15 protein-coding genes are annotated in these 15,724 nt (G+C 60.2%); 7 read left to right on the top strand and 8 right to left on the bottom strand.

All coding sequences use genetic code 11. From position 1 onward, the window contains the following. Positions 1-3 precede the first annotated feature (3 nt). The 3 genes from scpB (at position 4) to rluB (ending at position 2,522) form a co-directional block, all read left to right on the top strand. A complete protein-coding gene (gene scpB / locus RB216_RS23285; RefSeq protein ID WP_068934990.1) occupies positions 4-936 on the top strand; it encodes an SMC-Scp complex subunit ScpB in 933 nt (310 codons plus the stop codon). Between the two features lie 38 nt (positions 937-974). Beyond that, a complete protein-coding gene (locus tag RB216_RS23280; protein ID WP_028617718.1) occupies positions 975-1,166 on the top strand; it encodes a DUF1289 domain-containing protein in 192 nt (63 codons plus the stop codon). 144 nt (positions 1,167-1,310) lie between these two features. Beyond that, positions 1,311-2,522, top strand: a complete 1,212-nt coding sequence (gene rluB, locus RB216_RS23275; RefSeq protein ID WP_068934988.1) for a 23S rRNA pseudouridine(2605) synthase RluB — start codon at positions 1,311-1,313, stop codon at positions 2,520-2,522. 194 nt (positions 2,523-2,716) lie between these two features. On the opposite strand, the gene RB216_RS23270 is transcribed toward rluB, so the two are convergent. Next, on the bottom strand, positions 2,717-3,676 hold the full coding sequence (locus tag RB216_RS23270) for a CgnE/CgnB domain-containing protein (protein ID WP_028617717.1): 960 nt from the start codon (positions 3,674-3,676) through the stop codon (positions 2,717-2,719). Positions 3,677-3,749: 73 nt separating this feature from the next. Further along, positions 3,750-3,887: a hypothetical protein gene (locus RB216_RS23265; RefSeq protein WP_003175756.1), complete on the bottom strand. Its 138-nt coding sequence runs from the start codon at positions 3,885-3,887 to the stop codon at positions 3,750-3,752. A gap of 638 nt (positions 3,888-4,525) precedes the next feature. Between RB216_RS23265 and RB216_RS23260 the strand changes: the two genes are divergently transcribed. The 3 genes from RB216_RS23260 to arfB all read left to right on the top strand — a co-directional run bounded on the left by RB216_RS23260 (position 4,526) and on the right by arfB (position 7,157). Beyond that, positions 4,526-5,947, top strand: a complete 1,422-nt coding sequence (locus RB216_RS23260; RefSeq protein WP_122685484.1) for an amino acid permease — start codon at positions 4,526-4,528, stop codon at positions 5,945-5,947. 100 nt (positions 5,948-6,047) lie between these two features. After that, on the top strand, positions 6,048-6,731 hold the full coding sequence (locus tag RB216_RS23255; protein WP_028617715.1) for a pentapeptide repeat-containing protein: 684 nt from the start codon (positions 6,048-6,050) through the stop codon (positions 6,729-6,731). A 12-nt stretch (positions 6,732-6,743) separates the two neighbouring features. Beyond that, positions 6,744-7,157: an alternative ribosome rescue aminoacyl-tRNA hydrolase ArfB gene (arfB, locus tag RB216_RS23250; RefSeq protein ID WP_016975416.1), complete on the top strand. Its 414-nt coding sequence runs from the start codon at positions 6,744-6,746 to the stop codon at positions 7,155-7,157. Here arfB and RB216_RS23245 read toward each other — a convergent pair. The 3 genes from RB216_RS23245 to RB216_RS23235 all read right to left on the bottom strand — a co-directional run bounded on the left by RB216_RS23245 (position 7,154) and on the right by RB216_RS23235 (position 9,299). After that, on the bottom strand, positions 7,154-8,350 hold the full coding sequence (locus RB216_RS23245) for an MFS transporter (protein WP_028617714.1): 1,197 nt from the start codon (positions 8,348-8,350) through the stop codon (positions 7,154-7,156). The genes arfB and RB216_RS23245 overlap by 4 nt on opposite strands. Positions 8,351-8,454: 104 nt before the next feature. Beyond that, positions 8,455-8,637, bottom strand: a complete 183-nt coding sequence (locus RB216_RS23240) for a hypothetical protein (RefSeq protein ID WP_028617713.1) — start codon at positions 8,635-8,637, stop codon at positions 8,455-8,457. 350 nt (positions 8,638-8,987) lie between these two features. Then, positions 8,988-9,299 carry an Mpo1-like protein gene (locus tag RB216_RS23235; protein ID WP_016975413.1) on the bottom strand — a complete coding sequence of 104 codons (312 nt, stop codon included), beginning with the start codon at positions 9,297-9,299 and terminating at the stop codon, positions 8,988-8,990. A 161-nt stretch (positions 9,300-9,460) separates the two neighbouring features. Here RB216_RS23235 and RB216_RS23230 point away from each other — a divergent pair, with 161 nt between their 5' ends. After that, the gene (locus RB216_RS23230) at positions 9,461-10,519 is read left to right on the top strand and encodes an AraC family transcriptional regulator (protein ID WP_028617712.1); all 1,059 of its coding nucleotides are present in this window, start codon (positions 9,461-9,463) and stop codon (positions 10,517-10,519) included. On the opposite strand, the gene RB216_RS23225 is transcribed toward RB216_RS23230, so the two are convergent. The 3 genes from RB216_RS23225 to RB216_RS23215 all read right to left on the bottom strand — a co-directional run bounded on the left by RB216_RS23225 (position 10,476) and on the right by RB216_RS23215 (position 15,712). After that, entirely contained in the window at positions 10,476-11,930 is a 1,455-nt protein-coding gene (locus tag RB216_RS23225) for a TrkH family potassium uptake protein (RefSeq protein ID WP_028617711.1), read from the bottom strand. The genes RB216_RS23230 and RB216_RS23225 overlap by 44 nt on opposite strands. A 259-nt stretch (positions 11,931-12,189) precedes the next feature. After that, the gene (locus tag RB216_RS23220) at positions 12,190-13,533 is read right to left on the bottom strand and encodes an imelysin family protein (protein WP_028617710.1); all 1,344 of its coding nucleotides are present in this window, start codon (positions 13,531-13,533) and stop codon (positions 12,190-12,192) included. 127 nt (positions 13,534-13,660) lie between these two features. After that, a complete protein-coding gene (locus tag RB216_RS23215; RefSeq protein WP_308907952.1) occupies positions 13,661-15,712 on the bottom strand; it encodes a putative bifunctional diguanylate cyclase/phosphodiesterase in 2,052 nt (683 codons plus the stop codon). Between the last annotated feature and the right edge of the window lie 12 nt (positions 15,713-15,724).

The raw sequence follows: 15,724 nt of genomic DNA, 5'->3' as shown, positions 1-15,724 counted from the left end.
TCGATGAATCTGACTGAACCCCGCGAACTGGCGCCGCTGCTGGAGGCGTTTCTCCTGGCCTCTGGCAAACCGCAATCTTTGGAACGCCTGTTCGAGCTCTTTGAAGAAGCCGAGCGCCCTGAGCCGCCGGTGTTCAAGAAGGCGCTGGAGATCCTGCGCAAGTCCTGCGATGGCCGCGCCTTTGAATTACGCGAAGTGGCGTCGGGTTACCGCCTGCAGATCCGTGAGAAGTTTTCCCCCTGGGTCGGCCGTTTGTGGGAAGAGCGTCCGCAACGTTATTCGCGGGCGATGCTGGAGACCATGGCGCTGATCGCCTATCGCCAGCCGATCACCCGGGGCGAGATCGAGGATGTGCGGGGCGTGGCGGTCAACAGCCATATCGTCAAGACCTTGCTGGAGCGCGAGTGGATCCGCATCGTCGGCTACCGCGACGTGCCCGGAAAACCGGCGATGTTCGCCACCACCAAGGTGTTTCTCGACCATTTCAACCTGAAAAACCTCGACGACCTGCCGCCGCTGGCCGAACTGCGCGAGATGGAAGCCGAGCCGGTGCTCGATTTCGACGACGCGCCGGTGCCCGCGAGCCTGCAGGAATTGGCCGACGCCAGCGCCGAGCCGGAAGAGCCGAAGGACGAGACCAGTTTTCATACGTTGTTGCTGGAATTGGACGACATGGAGCAGGGCATCAAGACTGACTTCGACGACCTGCTGCGTGACGGCGTCGCCGAACCTGAAACTCAACCGAACGTTGAGGCTGAGCCTGAAGTCGAAGCAGAACCTGAGCCAGAGGAAGACATCCTTGGCGTTGCTGAGGCCCGCGAAAAACTCCTCGCCGCCGTCGCCGCTCTCGAACAACCGCCTTTGAGCGACGAAGAAGACGAAGCCCGGGCCCTGGCCGAAGCCATCGAAGCCGAGCGCCGCCAGTTCGAAGACTGACGCTCCCACATTTAGATCTCCAGTGTCAGGTACAAAACATGAGTTCCACCAAAGACCCCTGCATCAGCATCTGCAAATTCAGCGATGACATCTGCGTTGGTTGTGGCCGCAGCAAGCGTGAGATCCGCGCCTGGAAGAAACTCGACAAAGCCGACAAGCGCAGCGTCCTGGCCGAAGCCGAGCTGCGATTGCTGGCCCTGGGCGCCACCGGTCGGCGGAAAAGCAAATGACTTGGCGCTTATCGACTAGTCTGTGATGCGCAACGCGCGTCTTGCGCGTATGATTCGCGACCCTTTGCCGAGCTATTCGGCCAAAGCCCCGCTTTCAACACTCTTCAGGCCACGCCTGAATCGACCCACCGGGAGGTGCTTAAGATGAACGACAAAGACCAGAACGACAGCCAGGAAATCGGCCCAGCAGGCGAAAAACTGCAGAAGGTGCTGGCGCGTATCGGCGTGGGCTCGCGCCGCGACGTCGAAGCCTGGATCACCCAGAAGCGCATCAAGGTCAACGGCGTCGAGGCCACCCTCGGCCAGCGCGTCGACCTGCACGATGCAATCACCATCGATGGCAAGGTCATCAAGCGTGAAGAGGCCGCCGAATCGGTGCGCCGCGTGATCATGTACAACAAGCCCGATGGTGAGATCTGCACCCGTGACGACCCGGAAGGCCGTCCGACCGTGTTCGACAAGATGCCTAAGCCGAAGGAAGGCCGTTGGATCAACATCGGTCGTCTGGACATCAACACCACCGGCTTGTTGATGTTCACCACTGACGGTGAGCTGGCCAACCGCCTGATGCACCCGTCCTACGAGATGGACCGCGAGTACGCCGTGCGTGTACGTGGTGAAGTCGATGATGAGATGATCGAGCGCCTGAAGGCTGGCGTGGTGCTGGAAGACGGCCCGGCCAAGTTCACCGACATCAAGCAAGCGCCTGGTGGTGAAGGTTTCAACCACTGGTACCACTGCGTGGTAATGGAAGGCCGTAACCGTGAAGTACGTCGCCTGTGGGAATCCCAGGGCCTGGTGGTCAGCCGCCTGAAGCGCGTGCGTTTCGGTCCGGTGTTCCTCAACTCCGATCTGCCGATGGGCCGCTGGCGCGAAATGAGCCAGTACGAAGTCGACATTCTCAGCGCCGAAGTCGGCCTGACGCCCGTCGCTATGCCGCAGATGAACGCCAAGAGCAAAGACAAGCTTGAGCGTATGCAGCGTAAATCGTCGCGCCCTGTGGCTCGCACCGAACGGGTTGCCCGCACCCTGCGCCCTGCGCTGAATGCACCGGCGACCGGCGGTCGTATTTCCCGTGAACCGCAGATTGAAGGTGAGCGTCGTCCAACCGCGCCGTCGCGCCAGGAAGGTGAGCGTGCGCCACGTGCGCCGCGTCCTGCTCCGTCGGGTGGTCGCAGCAATCGCGGTGAAGCCGAGCGCCCAGCGGACAACGCCAGCACCAAGCGTCCAGCCAAGCCAGCAGCGAACAAACGCCCTGGCCCGAAATTGGTCGCGGACGAGCCATCGGGCAAGCGCCGTGGCGCCCCAGCCGGTTCGGGTCAGCGTCCGGGTTTTGGTCGCAAGAAGCCGCAGTGATACGCTAAGCGCTGCACAAAAACGCCAACCCTCGGGTTGGCGTTTTTTTTTGGATCTGGATTTGAAATGCATTCAATTGTGGGAGCTGGCTTGCCTGCGATGGCGGTGGGTCTTTGGGTAAATATGCCAACTGATCCACCGCCATCGCAGGCAAGCCCGGCTCCCACAGGGGCCCTCGTCATCCTGATGTGCTTCTAAAACGCGAAGGTGCCATCAAACACCGGCTTGTCGTCGAGCGCCAATACCCCGCTGGCAAAGATCAAATCCAGGTGATGGCTGCCTTTCTGCCCGCCCCCCAGGCCCAGGTGCAACCCACAATGGCGCTCCTCAAACCCGGCATTGCGCGCATACAGGTCCTTCACGCCTTCATTGGTGCCAATCCCCAGTTCTTCCACACGCCGGTTCGACGGGTTGGCGTTCAGGTACTTATTGAAGTCGTCCGCCAGCCCCGGCACGTCACTGGCCACGCTGCAGATGGTCGAGTTCTCGATCCACAGCTCCAGCGGTGACGCCAGCACGCCATATTTGCGTGCGAACGGGATGGTGCTGAGAAAGGTGCCGACAAACCGCACCTGGCCATTGATGGCCTCGCTGTGGGTGGCGATCTCGCCGGGGGCCAGGTCGTGGTTGCCGATGCCGTTGATATTGGTCCACTTCTTGATGCTGCTCATCGGCGCTTCCAGGCGTGAGCCGTGCTTGTCGGTAAAGCTCAACACCGTGGCCTGGGACATGCGCCGGATCAGCGTGGCATTGAGGTCAGCAATGCGCTGGGGCTCGACGCTGAAGGTGTCGTAGAAGTAGTCGCCGTAATCCTTGAACAGCAGGGACTTTTTCCAGTGCTCAGCCATCACGCCTTGCAGGGCGCGGATAAAGTCCGGGCCTTCGGCGCTTGGGTTGGGCAAGGTCGAGGAATCGTAGAGAAACAGGTACAGGTCGCAGGCTTCAATGGCTTCGGCCAGGGTGTCGCTGGCGGCCAGTTCCAGGCGCTGCACCTGGAAGTTGAAGCGGGCGGCGCTGCTGTGGGTGATCGCCTGGGCGATGGCGTCGTAGCGCTCGGTATGGCCCAGCAGCACGGTGGGGCTACTCAGGCCATTGAGGGCCGGATGGTGCGCGAGGTAGTAGAGAAAGTGTTCGACGGCGCGGGCCTTGTCCATGACGTACTTCCTTCTGTGCCTTGGGTAAGGGGGCAGGTGCCGTGCACGGCACCTGCCGAATGCCTGCCGGTTTTTAGAATGGCCACATCGCGGTGCCGAAGGGCACAACGGCATCGGCTTGCATCATTTCAACGGCGGCCTCATGGGTCGGCGCTTCAAACCAATCGTCGAGTTGCAGTTCGGTTTCCAGGTCGTTTTCCAGTGCTTGCATGGTGTATCTCCTAGAGGACGTTGTTTGAGAACGGCTTGCCAACGGACTTCGCTGGCAAGTGGGAAGAACCTAGGAGAGAGTGTTTCAAAATGCAAAATTTTTATTGACACGGTTTCATTTGGATTTTTTGTTCTGTTTTTTTGAGCGGGCTATTTCTTGAATAAATACAGGGAACTGGCGCGACTAATCTTTCGGAAATTTCCTACCGCCAATTTTTATCGAGATCATGGCTGTAACGTTAATTTTCCGTGATGTAACGATTAATTTACGAGTAAATGGCGACATTATTGGTCGATCCAGCCCTGTAAGGATTACCTGACAGATCGTCGCACGCTTCTTTCGAGGGCGCCCTCAAGCTGGCGAGCGGTGTACAATCCGCCGCGTTTTACTGTGACCCCCTTGCGTAACCACGCAAAAGGCCAAGACCTCGGGGTGTACCCGCCCTGATCACTCCGCCTGGCCACGAGCCGGACGGGTTCGATTTCGTCACAGATAAAAACAAACAGGTGACGCATGACCGTTAGAAAGACGCTGTACTCCTGGTGCCTGCGCTGGGGTTTGAGCGGCGCTGCTTGAGTCGGTAATTCAAGGCAGCAACCTGCATTCAACATCATCAAACCTTGCGTGAGAGCCTTTTCATGAGTGTTCCCCCTTCCTCTTCAGGCGAGCTAAAACGCGGCCTGAAAAACCGGCATATCCAGTTGATCGCCCTGGGTGGCGCCATCGGCACCGGCTTGTTCCTCGGCTCGGCCGGGGTGCTCAAATCCGCCGGCCCGTCGATGATCCTGGGCTATGCCATTTGTGGCTTCATTGCCTTCATGATCATGCGCCAGCTCGGCGAAATGATCGTCGAAGAGCCGGTCGCCGGTTCCTTCAGCCACTTTGCCCACAAGTACTGGGGCGGTTTCGCCGGCTTCCTGTCGGGCTGGAACTGCTGGATCCTGTACATTCTGGTGGGCATGTCGGAGCTGACGGCTGTCGGCAAGTACGTGCACTACTGGTGGCCGGAGATTCCGACCTGGGTCTCGGCCGCAGCCTTCTTCGTGCTGATCAACCTGATCAACCTGGCCAACGTCAAGGTTTTCGGTGAGGCAGAGTTCTGGTTCGCCATCATCAAGGTGGTGGCCATCGTCGGTATGATCGCCCTGGGCAGCTATCTGCTGGTCAGCGGCAGCGGCGGGCCACAGGCCTCGGTGACCAACCTGTGGGAACACGGCGGGTTCTTCCCCCATGGCGTCGGCGGGCTGGTGATGGCCATGGCGATCATCATGTTCTCCTTCGGCGGCCTGGAAATGCTCGGCTTTACCGCCGCTGAAGCGGACCAGCCACGCACGGTGATCCCAAAAGCGATCAACCAGGTGATCTACCGCATCCTGATCTTCTACATCGGTGCTCTGGTCGTGCTGCTGTCGCTGACCCCATGGGACAGCCTGTTGACCACCCTCAACGCCTCCGGTGATGCCTACAGCGGCAGCCCGTTCGTGCAAGTGTTCTCGATGCTGGGCAGCAACACCGCTGCGCATATCCTCAACTTCGTGGTCCTGACGGCGGCGCTGTCGGTGTACAACAGTGGCACCTACTGCAACAGCCGTATGCTGCTGGGCATGGCCGAGCAGGGCGACGCGCCCAAGGCCCTGGCGAAGATCGACAAGCGCGGTGTGCCAGTGCGTTCCATCCTCGCGTCGGCGGCGATTACCCTGGTCGCCGTGTTGATGAACTACCTGATCCCGCAACACGCGTTGGAACTGTTGATGTCCCTGGTGGTGGCCACATTGGTGATCAACTGGGCGATGATCAGCTTCTCGCACTTCAAGTTCCGCCAACACATGAACCGTACCGGCCAGGTGCCGTTGTTCAAGGCGCTCTGGTACCCGTACGGCAACTATGTATGCCTGGCGTTCGTGGTATTTATCCTGGTGATCATGCTGATGATTCCGGGGATCCAGGTGTCGGTGTACGCGATCCCGGTGTGGGTGGCGTTTATGGCGGTTTGTTATGGGATCAAGAATAAGCGCAAGGCCCGAGCGGCGGTGAGCACAACAGGGACGGTTCTGGAGTAGGACCTTTCTTCAAATCAAAGACCCGGCGCCATGCCGGGTTTTTTGTGGGCGTGGCCGGGTTAGAATCGCCTCTCGTTTTTCGAGCGTGCCCGGAGACCCCATGCAACTCACCGACATCGACGGCGGCGCCTTACAGCGCGATGAGCTGGAACGTCTGATCGACCAGCACAAAGGCCCATTGCGTCTGATCGGAGTGGATTTGAGCGGCGCCGATCTGTCACGCATGGCCTTGGATCACTGGGTGTTCGAACGCTGCATCCTGGTCCAGACCTCCTTTCTCGGTTCGCGCCTGGAAGACACCCAATGGAAAAGCTGCCGCGCCAGCCTCGCCATTTTCGAAGCGGCCAACCTGCTCGAAGCGCAGTTCCACAGTTGTGACCTGAACAACACCCGGTGGCAGCGCAGCAAGCTGTCCCAGGCGAGTTTTGTACACTGCAAGTTGACCGGCGCCAACTTCACCCATTGCGCCTCCCTGGGCCTGAGTTTCAGCGAAACCCGGCTCAACAGTGCCTTTCTGTCCGGGCTGTCGTTTGCACGCACCGTGCTGAATAACCTGGATTTCTCCGACAGCGATTTGTCGGATGCTGACTTCCGCAAGGCGGAACTGATCGATTGCAGCCTGGCCCACGCCCGCATCAACGGCGCCAACTTCGCCGGTGCTGACCTGCGGGGTGCGGATTTGAGCGGGTTTCGCCTCAATGATGCCAAACTGTTCAAAGGCGCCGTGATTTCCAAAGCCCAGGCGTCGATGCTGCTTTCTGAGTTGGGCTTGTCCGTTGCTTAAGGTTTTTGAAAGATGCTGGTGATTTCCAACAACGTCCACCTGCCCGACGCCGAGATTGAGCTGACCGCCATTCGCGCCCAGGGTGCGGGTGGGCAGAACGTCAACAAGGTGTCGAGTGCGGTGCACCTGCGTTTTGACATCCCGGCGTCGTCGCTGCCGGAGTTCTATAAGGAGCGCTTGCTGGCGCTGCGCGACAGTCGTATCACCAGCGAGGGCGTGCTGGTGCTCAAGGCCCAGCAATACCGGACCCAGGAGCAGAACCGCGCGGATGCGTTGGAGCGTCTGGTGGAATTGATCCTCAGCGCCACCAAGGTGGAGAAGAAACGCCGCCCGACCAAGCCGACCCTGGGGTCGAAAAAGCGCCGCCTCGAATCCAAGACCAAGCGCGGCAGTATCAAGGCCGGGCGCGGCAAGGTCGACTTCTAGTCGCCACGCGCCTCACGGGCCTTGGGTGCCTGGCGGTACAGGTACACGCTCAGCAACAGACCACCGAGGGCGGCAAGCGCGGCGAACAGGAAGATCGACGCAAAGCCGAAGCCGGCTGCGACAGCCCCGGCGAGTGGTCCGGTGATGCCCAGTGAAAGATCGATAAACAGCGAGTAGGCGCCCACCGCCGAGCCGCGGCTGGAGGCTGGCACCAGGTTGACGGCTTCGACGCCCAAGGCCGGAAACACCAGGGAAAAGCCGAACCCACTCAACGCCGCGCCGGCCAGGGCCAGGTTTGCGTCCGGTGCCAGCCACAGCAACAGCAGGCCGAGGATCTCCACTGACAAGCAGGCAATCGCCACGCGAAAACCGCCGATCCGGTTGATCAGGTTGCCGAACAACAACCGCGCACCGATAAAGCTGGCGCCGAACAGGCTCAGGGCCCACACCGCGTTATCCCAATGCTGGGTGGTGTAATACAAGGTGATGAAGGTGGCGATGGTGCCAAAGCCGATGGAACCCAGCGCCAAGGCGCAACCGTGGGGCAATACGCGGCCCAGCACATTCATGAAGGGCAGGCGTACGCCGGCAACAATCGGTGCAGCGACTTTGTTCCAGGCCAGCAGCAGGCCGACGATGGCCAGCAGGATAATGCTGACCCCCATGCTCCACAGTCCGAAATGCCTCACCAGCAACACGCCCAGTGGTGCGCCGACGGCCAGCGCGCCGTAGCTGGCGATACCGTTCCAGGAAATCACCTTGGCGGTGTTCTGCGCACCGACCCGGCCGATGCCCCAACCGATGGCGCCCGAGCCCACCAGGCTTTCCGCGCTGCCAAGGACCAGGCGGCCGATTAACAAGCTGCCCAGGCTCAAGGCCGGCAGGCTTGAGAACCACGCCGCGAACAGCATGAACACACCGCTCAGGCCACAGCCCACCAGGCCGATCAGCACGGCGCGCTTACTGCCCAGGTTATCGATGATTTTGCCCGCATACGGGCGGCTCAGCAGGGTGGCCAGGTATTGCACGCTGATCACCAGGCCGGCAATCACCGCGCCGTAGCCCAGTTCACTGTGGACATAGCCTGGCAATACGGCGAGGGGAATGCCGATGTTCAGGTAGCCAATGAAGGTGAACAACACGATGGAAACAACTTGCAGCGTGACCGCCATGGGGCGCTGGGTATCGGGCATGGGAGAGGTCCACTGTCGCGGCAGGTAAAGATAGGCTGCTAATGATACCGGTGGTTTGGCTCGCGCAGGGCGGTAAAACGCAAAAACCTCAGCTCAGAAAGACGTCAGGCTTGGGTAGGGGCGAGCAATTGGGTGGTGACCAGGGCGGCCAGTGCGTTTTCCTGGGTGCCGAAGCGCTTGAGCAGCAGCGCTTGTTTGTCGGCGCTGAGGCGGTTCCAGATCTCGACCATCTGCAAGGCAGCGTCGAGTAAGGCGGTGTCCGGGTTGTCGGGGAGGGTATCGGTCATGGCGGGCGTCTCGATTGATTCAGGCAGTGTGGAAAGCGCTCAATGTTGCGCTTTCCACACGGTCTGGTACGGCGTCAGTCCTGGCTTTCGCTGTCGACTGGTTTTGCTTCTTTGGCCTCAGGCTGTTTGTCACTGGCCTGCTGCGGTGTTGGCTGCTCTGTAGGGTGCAGGCTTGGGAAGGGGAGATTAGGTATCTCGTGCATCGTCGTCGCTCCTCGCAAGGTCTGTTTTTTCAATCGCAGGTGATTCCGCGCTCTCAAAAAGCCTTGGCAGGATACAGCACTGCAAATGACAAAAAGATTTTAATGTCGGCAGATGGATGAACTTTCATCGTTTAAACGGTCGTTTGGCTAGAAGGGTACCTTGCCCAGGATCATGTCGCGGTACATCACGAAATCCCCCAACAGGCTGTAGAACGGGTGTTGAAAGGTCGCTGGGCGGTTCTTTTCGAAGAAGAAGTGGCCGATCCAGGCAAAGCTGTAACCGGCAATCGGCAAGGCGATCAACAGGAGAAGCGAACCTCTGCCAATGGCATACGCCAAAATGCCGATCACCAGCGTGGTGCCGATAAAGTGCAGGCGCCGGCACGTGCTGTTGGCGTGTTCGCTCAGGTAATACGGGTAGAACTCAGCAAAGCTGTTGAATCGCTTGACGTTTTCCACGGTGACCGGCCCTTTTGATTGTTGTACCGCCCAACAGATGTTCGGCGGGGAGCTTATTTGAGTCTAGAGTGATCAGTGGTAACAGCCAGTGACAATAGATGCCACTTTAGTATCCTTGGCTTCCTGGCTGCCGTTTGAGCCTGCTTTATTAAGAAGACGCCATGAGCGAACGAACAACGTCTGCAAGCTGGGCGATGGGGATAGTCAAGGCATTGGAAATGGACGGCCTGGATTGCCGCGCCTTGTTCAAGCAGCTCGGCCTCGACTACGCCGCCCTGAGCGACCCCGATGCACGGTTCCCGCAGGATTCCATGACCCGCCTGTGGCAGCGGGCGGTGGAGCTGTCGGGCAACCCGGCGATCGGCCTGAATATGGGCAAAGTGGTGCGCCCGGCGTCATTTCATGTGGCCGGTTATGCGTTGATGTCCAGCAATACCCTGGCCGAAGGCTTCATGCGCCTGGTGCGCTACCAGCGGATCATCGCTGAAAGCGCCGACCTGAGTTTCAGATTGGTCCCCGAAGGTTATGCGCTGATTCTGACGGTACACGGTGACCACCTGCCACCCACCCGGCAAAGTGCCGAAGCTTCGCTGGCCAGTGCCTTGGCCCTGTGTGGCTGGCTGACCGGTCGCACGCTGCAGCCTCGAAAAGTGGTGCTGCAAGGTGAGCAACCGGCGGACCTGGCACCCTATAAACAAGCCTTCCATGCGCCGCTGGAATTCAACGCGCCCTATGACGCGCTGATTTTCGAACAGGCGGACATGGACGCGCCATTGCCCACGGCCAATGAGGCCATGGCCCTGCTGCATGACCGCTTTGCCGGTGAATACCTGGCGCGCTTTTCGGAAAGCCGCGTGACCCACAAGGCGCGGCAGGTGTTGTGCCGCCTGTTGCCCCAGGGCGAGCCCAAGCGTGAAGTGGTAGCCCAGACGCTGCACTTGTCCCAGCGCACCTTGCAGCGGCGCTTGCAGGAGGAGGGCACCAGCTTCCAGACCCTGCTCGACGACACTCGCCGTGAACTGGCCGAGCAATACCTGGCGCAGCCCAGCATGACCCTGCTGGAAATTGCCTACCTGCTGGGCTTTGCTGACCCAAGCAACTTCTTCCGCGCATTTCGACGCTGGTTTGATGCCACGCCCGGCGAATACCGGGCGCGGTTGCTGGAAGTGTCAGGCGTCAGTGGCGCCAAAACGCCGGAATGCACAGAACAAAGACCGTAATGATCTCCAGCCGGCCGAGCAGCATGCCCAGCGACAGGATCCACTTCGCCGCATCCGGCAGGCTGGCGAAATTACCCGCCGGGCCAATGGTTTCGCCCAGGCCCGGGCCTACGCCCGAGACAGTACTCGCTGCACCGGTCAAGGCAGTCATCCAGTCCAGGCCCAGCAGCGACAAGGCCAGGGCAATGGCGCAGATGGTGATGGCGAAGAAGAACGAAAAGGTCAGGATCGAGCGTACGATTTCTTCGTCAAGACGGTGGCCGTTGTACTTCTGCTTGATCACCGCACGTGGGTGAATCAGCTGGTTCAAGTTGGCTTTAAGCAGGATATAGGCGACCTGGAACCGGAAGATCTTGATCCCGCCCGCCGTGGAGCCCGAGCAGCCGCCGATAAAGCCCAGGTAGAAGAACAGCATCAGTGAGAAGTTGCCCCACAGGCTGTAGTCGCCCAGTGCAAAACCTGTAGTCGTCACCACCGACGTGACGTTCAGCGCCACATGACGCAGTGCGTCCAGCCAGTGCAGGTTGGTGGTCCACCAGTACCAGGTGCCGAGCACCAGCCAGGTCACGATCAACAAACCGAGCAGGCCTTGTACCTGCTGGTCCTTGATCAGCGCTCGGCGGTTGCCGCGCAATGTGGCCACGTACAAAGTGAACGGCAAACTGCCGAGGATCATCACCACCACCGCCACCCAGTGCACCGCCGGTTGTTTCCAGTGCGCCAGGGATTCATCAGAGGTGGAGAACCCACCGGTGGAAATCGCCGACATCGCGTGGTTGATCGCATCGAACAAGCCCATCCCAGCCCACCAGAACGCCAGGCTGCCGAGAATGGTAATACCCACGTAGGCCGCTACGATCAGCCGCGCCACCATGTGCGAGCGGGGCATGACCTTTTCCGAGCGGTCCGAGGATTCGGTCTGGAACAGGCGCATGCCACCGATGCGCAGCAGCGGCAGGATCGCTACTGCCATGCCGATAAAGCCGATACCGCCCAGCCAGTGCAGCAGTGAACGCCACATCAGGATGCCCGGCGACATGGCATCCAGGCCGCTCAGCACCGTGGAGCCAGTGGCGGTGATGCCGGACATGCTTTCGAAAAACGAGTCGGTGTAGCTGATGTGCTGGGTCAGCAAAAAGGGCAGCGCGGCGAATATGCACACCACCACCCAGCTTGTAACGGTCAGCAGGTACATGTCCCGCGGGCGCAAGTGCACATGCTCGGGACGACCGGGAATCACCAGGGCCAGGCCGGCGATAAAAGTGATCATGCTGGCCCACAGGAACGAGGGCAGGTCGCTGGTGCGTTCGAAGATCACCAGGGTTGCCATGGGCACAACCATCGCGATCGCAAGGGTGATCAGGAAGATGCCGATGATGAAACCGATGATGCGCAGGGTCGGCAACGCCATGAAGTGAGCTCGGGTGTTTGAGGTGGCGCCATTCTACCTGCGGTGCAGGTCTTGTAAACCGGGGCTTGGAAGCGATGTGAGTCTAATGTGGGAGCGGGCTTGCTCGCGAAGGCGGCGTGTCAGTTGAAGAATTTGTATCTGATAGACCGCATTCGCGAGCAAGCCCGCTCCCACATGGATTGTGTTGTGTCTGATTGATTGTCGACATCCGCGCACAAAAAAGGCGACCCGAAGGTCGCCTCATTTAATTGCGTACTGATCAGAACTCGTGATCAGCGCTGTCCGGGTTCAGGTCGCTGATGCCCAGCTTGCCCGCAGCGGCTTCGATCGAACCGGTCTGCTTGACCAGTGCCGCGATGGCGTCACGGACGATCTGATTGCCGGCATCGTTACCAGCAGCGATCAATTGGTCGTAGTGCTCACCCTTGTTGGCGTGGTCAACCATGACTTGGATCTTCGCTTCAGTCGCTGCCAGGTCCGCTTTCAATGCGGTATCGGCAGCCGGGTCGGCCTTGGCCACCAGGGATGACAGGCTGGCGCCGGTCATTTTGGTGCCGTCGACGCGGGTGTACTCGCCCAAATAGACGTTGCGGATACCCTTGGCGTCGTAGAAATGCGAGTTGTGGGTGTTGTCGCTGAAGCAGTCCTGCTCGTCTTCCGGCGAGTTGGCTTCCAGGGAAACCTTCATGCGCTCACCGGCCAGTTCGCCCAGGGACAGGCTGCCCATGCCGAACAGCATTTTGCGCAGGCCGTCGGTGGCAGGTTCTGCCTCCAGGGTGGCGCGGTAGTTGTCTTCGACGTTGGGTTTCCAGTTGCCGACCATTTCTTCCAGGTCACTGACCAGCAGTTGGGTCACAGCGCTCAGGTAGGCGCGGCGACGCTCGTTGTGGCCGCCGGTGGCGCCGTCGCCGGTCAGGTAGTCCGACGCAGGACGGTTGCCGGCACCTGGGCCGGTGCCGTTCAGGTCCTGGCCCCAGAGCAGGAATTCGATAGCGTGGTAGCCGGTGGCGACGTTGGCCTCGGAACCGCCCAGCTCGTTGAGGCTGGCGAGTTTTTCCGGGGTGATGTCTTTCACGTCGACCTTGTCTTCGCCGACCTGGATTTCATTGTTGGCGATGATGTTAGCGGTAGCACCTGGGTTACCCAAGGCGTGTTCGTAGGACTTGTCGACGTAGTCGATCAGGCCTTCGTCCAGCGGCCATGCGTTCACCTGGCCTTCCCAGTCGTCGATGATGGTGTTGCCGAAGCGGAACACTTCGCTCTGCAGGTAAGGAACGCGAGCGGCAATCCAGGCGGTGCGCGCGGCTTTCAGGGTTTCGTCGTTCGGCTTGGCAAGGAATGCGTCGATCGCGGTTTGCAGGGTTTTCGCGGTGGACTCGGCATCGCTGTAGACCGCGAACACCATGTCAGCGTAATGCGCGACCACGGCCTTGGCGGCGGCTTCGTCGACCTGGCCGGCAGGCGTGGCAGCCGCTGGAGCGGTAGTGCTGGCAGCCGGGGTCGGCGCCTGGGGCGCTGCGGCCTTGTCTTTACCTTCGCCGCAACCGGCGAGAGAAATGGCAATGGCCAGCAGACTGGCGGTGGCCAGGGGCATACGAATCATGGCGAACATCCTGCTTCGGTTGTTGATGGGGCGCGCGGGGGAGCGCAAAAACTGCGACATAATGCGAAAGATTTGCATTTTGTGTAAAGGGTTAAACGCGGGAAATATTCAGTATCGGTTTACCGGGTCAAAGAATTGCGGCGTTGTTGCGCTCCGACTGCTTCAAGAACGCCGCCAGCTCTCGCGCCGGCAAGGGTTTGCTGTAGTGGTAACCCTGACCTTCATGGCAGCCTTCGGAGATGATATAGGCCTCCTGCTCGGCGGTTTCCACGCCTTCGGCGATCACTTGCATGCCCAGGCTTTTGCCCAGTTGGATGATCGCCCGCACGATGGTGGCGTCGTCATCATCATCCAGCAGGTCCTGCACGAAGCTCTTGTCGATCTTGATCTTGTCCAGAGGTAGGCTTTTTAGATAGCTGAGGGATGAGTAGCCGGTGCCGAAGTCATCAATCGCAATCAATGCTCCGGAACGGCGCAGGCTCAGCAGGTGCTGAGCGGCGGTGCTGATGTCTTCCATCAGGCCGGTCTCGGTGACTTCCAGTTCCAGGCTGCGCGGTGGCAGGCGGTAGATCTGCATCAGGTTGTTGACCACCCGCGGCAACTCGCTGTGGTGTAACTGCACGGTGGACAGGTTGACCGCCATGCGCAGCTCGGTGAAACCCAGGTCGTGCCATTCGCGTAGCTGTCGGCAGGCCTGGTCCAGCACCCATTCGCCAATCGGGATGATAGTGCCGTTCTGCTCGGCCAAGGGGATAAACAGATCCGGCGGCACCAGGCCGTGTTCCGGGTGCTGCCAGCGGATCAGCGCTTCCACGCCGACCACATGATGATCGCGGTAGCTGATCTGCGGCTGGTACACCAGGTGGAACTGGTCGCGGCTGAGGGCGTCGCGCAGGTCTTTTTCCAGCTCACGGCGACGGCGCATTTCGCTGTCAACGCTGGCGATATAGAACTGATAGCGATTGCGCGAGCGGGTCTTGGCGAGGGTCATGGTCTGCTCGGCTTTCTGCAGCAGCTTTTCGGTGCTGTCGCCGTCTTCCGGGAACAGGGTGATACCGATCGTGGCGCGCAGGCGGATGCCTTCGTGGTCGAGAGCGAATTCCGCTTCCAGGTCATCGAGGATGCTTTGCGCCAGTTCGGCGGCCTCGTAGGGCTGGTCGATATCGGCCTGCACCAGGGCGAACTGGTCGCCGCCCAATCGGGCCAGTGCGCCAAGGCGACCGCTGTGGGCGCGCAAGCGGTCAGCCAACGCCAATAGCAGTTTGTCGCCAGCCTGGTAGGTGAACTGCTCGTTGACACTTTTGAAGTCGTCCAGCCCCACACACAGCACAGCCACACGGCGCTGGCGGCGGCCGGCGTCGATAAGGATCTTGTCCAACTGCTCCTGTAGCTTTTGGCGGTTCGGCAGGCCAGTCAGGAAATCGTACTGCGCCATGCGCAGCAGGCTGCTTTCAGCTTCATGGCGCAGATGGGTATTGCGTTCGATGGATTCAAGCAACTGATTGGCAGTATTGATCCACAACCCCAGTTCGTTGCGCTCGTGGCCCTTGAGCTGCGGGATCTTGTGTTCGCTGGGCCGGTCGGGGTTGATGGAGGTCAGGTGCTCGATGATCCGTGACAGCGGCTTGGTCAGCAGCCAGTGGTAGACCAGGTACAGCACCAGCCCCATCGCCAGCGCGCGCAACACCCCGGAAATAAAGATGATCACCGAACTGACAATAAACCCCTTGCCGTAGGTGGCCGTGTCAAGGGTGATGCTCAGGTCGCCGTAATACTCGCTGTAGGGGCCTTTGCCGACCAAAGCGGTGGTGAATGTGCGTTCCTGGCCGAGTATCAGATCGGTCAACCAACGGCTGGACGATTGCTGCAGGGCGCGGCTTTTTTCGGCCAGCATGGTCTCATTGGGATGGCCGATGGACGCCATGCGCACGGCGTCATCCTGGAACAGGCCCTCAATCACTTGCATGCCCATCTCGCGGTCCAGGCTGTAGACGGCCTGGGTCGAGGGGTCGCGAAACATGTCGAGGATGCGCTGGGCATCGCCGGCTACGGCCTGGCGCGTCTTGTAGGCATCGAAAACGATCTGCGCCACGCTCAGCGCTACGCCCACGATCAATGCCGACAGCAGCACAACCCGTAGCAACTTCACCGACAAGCTGTTCTTGAGTTCCAGCTTCAAAGGGTCATTCCT

Origin of the sequence: Pseudomonas canadensis (genome assembly GCF_030980095.1) — a bacterium.
In the GTDB taxonomy this organism is placed as follows: Bacteria; Pseudomonadota; Gammaproteobacteria; order Pseudomonadales; family Pseudomonadaceae; genus Aquipseudomonas; species Aquipseudomonas canadensis.
The sequence above is the reverse complement of the archived record's forward strand: the minus strand, read 5'-3'. Positions and strand labels throughout refer to the sequence as shown.

Coding starts and splice junctions, on each gene's coding strand:
- RB216_RS23280 (WP_028617718.1), top strand. CDS start 975: ATGAGTTCCACCAAAGACCCCTGCATCAGCATCTGCAAATTCAGCGAT.
- scpB (WP_068934990.1), top strand. CDS start 4: ATGAATCTGACTGAACCCCGCGAACTGGCGCCGCTGCTGGAGGCGTTT.
- RB216_RS23225 (WP_028617711.1), bottom strand. CDS start 11,930: ATGGCGTTGCCGACCCTGCGCATCATCGGTTTCATCATCGGCATCTTC.
- arfB (WP_016975416.1), top strand. CDS start 6,744: ATGCTGGTGATTTCCAACAACGTCCACCTGCCCGACGCCGAGATTGAG.
- RB216_RS23220 (WP_028617710.1), bottom strand. CDS start 13,533: ATGATTCGTATGCCCCTGGCCACCGCCAGTCTGCTGGCCATTGCCATT.
- rluB (WP_068934988.1), top strand. CDS start 1,311: ATGAACGACAAAGACCAGAACGACAGCCAGGAAATCGGCCCAGCAGGC.
- RB216_RS23230 (WP_028617712.1), top strand. CDS start 9,461: ATGAGCGAACGAACAACGTCTGCAAGCTGGGCGATGGGGATAGTCAAG.
- RB216_RS23245 (WP_028617714.1), bottom strand. CDS start 8,350: ATGCCCGATACCCAGCGCCCCATGGCGGTCACGCTGCAAGTTGTTTCC.
- RB216_RS23270 (WP_028617717.1), bottom strand. CDS start 3,676: ATGGACAAGGCCCGCGCCGTCGAACACTTTCTCTACTACCTCGCGCAC.
- RB216_RS23255 (WP_028617715.1), top strand. CDS start 6,048: ATGCAACTCACCGACATCGACGGCGGCGCCTTACAGCGCGATGAGCTG.
- RB216_RS23260 (WP_122685484.1), top strand. CDS start 4,526: ATGAGTGTTCCCCCTTCCTCTTCAGGCGAGCTAAAACGCGGCCTGAAA.
- RB216_RS23240 (WP_028617713.1), bottom strand. CDS start 8,637: ATGACCGATACCCTCCCCGACAACCCGGACACCGCCTTACTCGACGCT.
- RB216_RS23265 (WP_003175756.1), bottom strand. CDS start 3,887: ATGCAAGCACTGGAAAACGACCTGGAAACCGAACTGCAACTCGACGAT.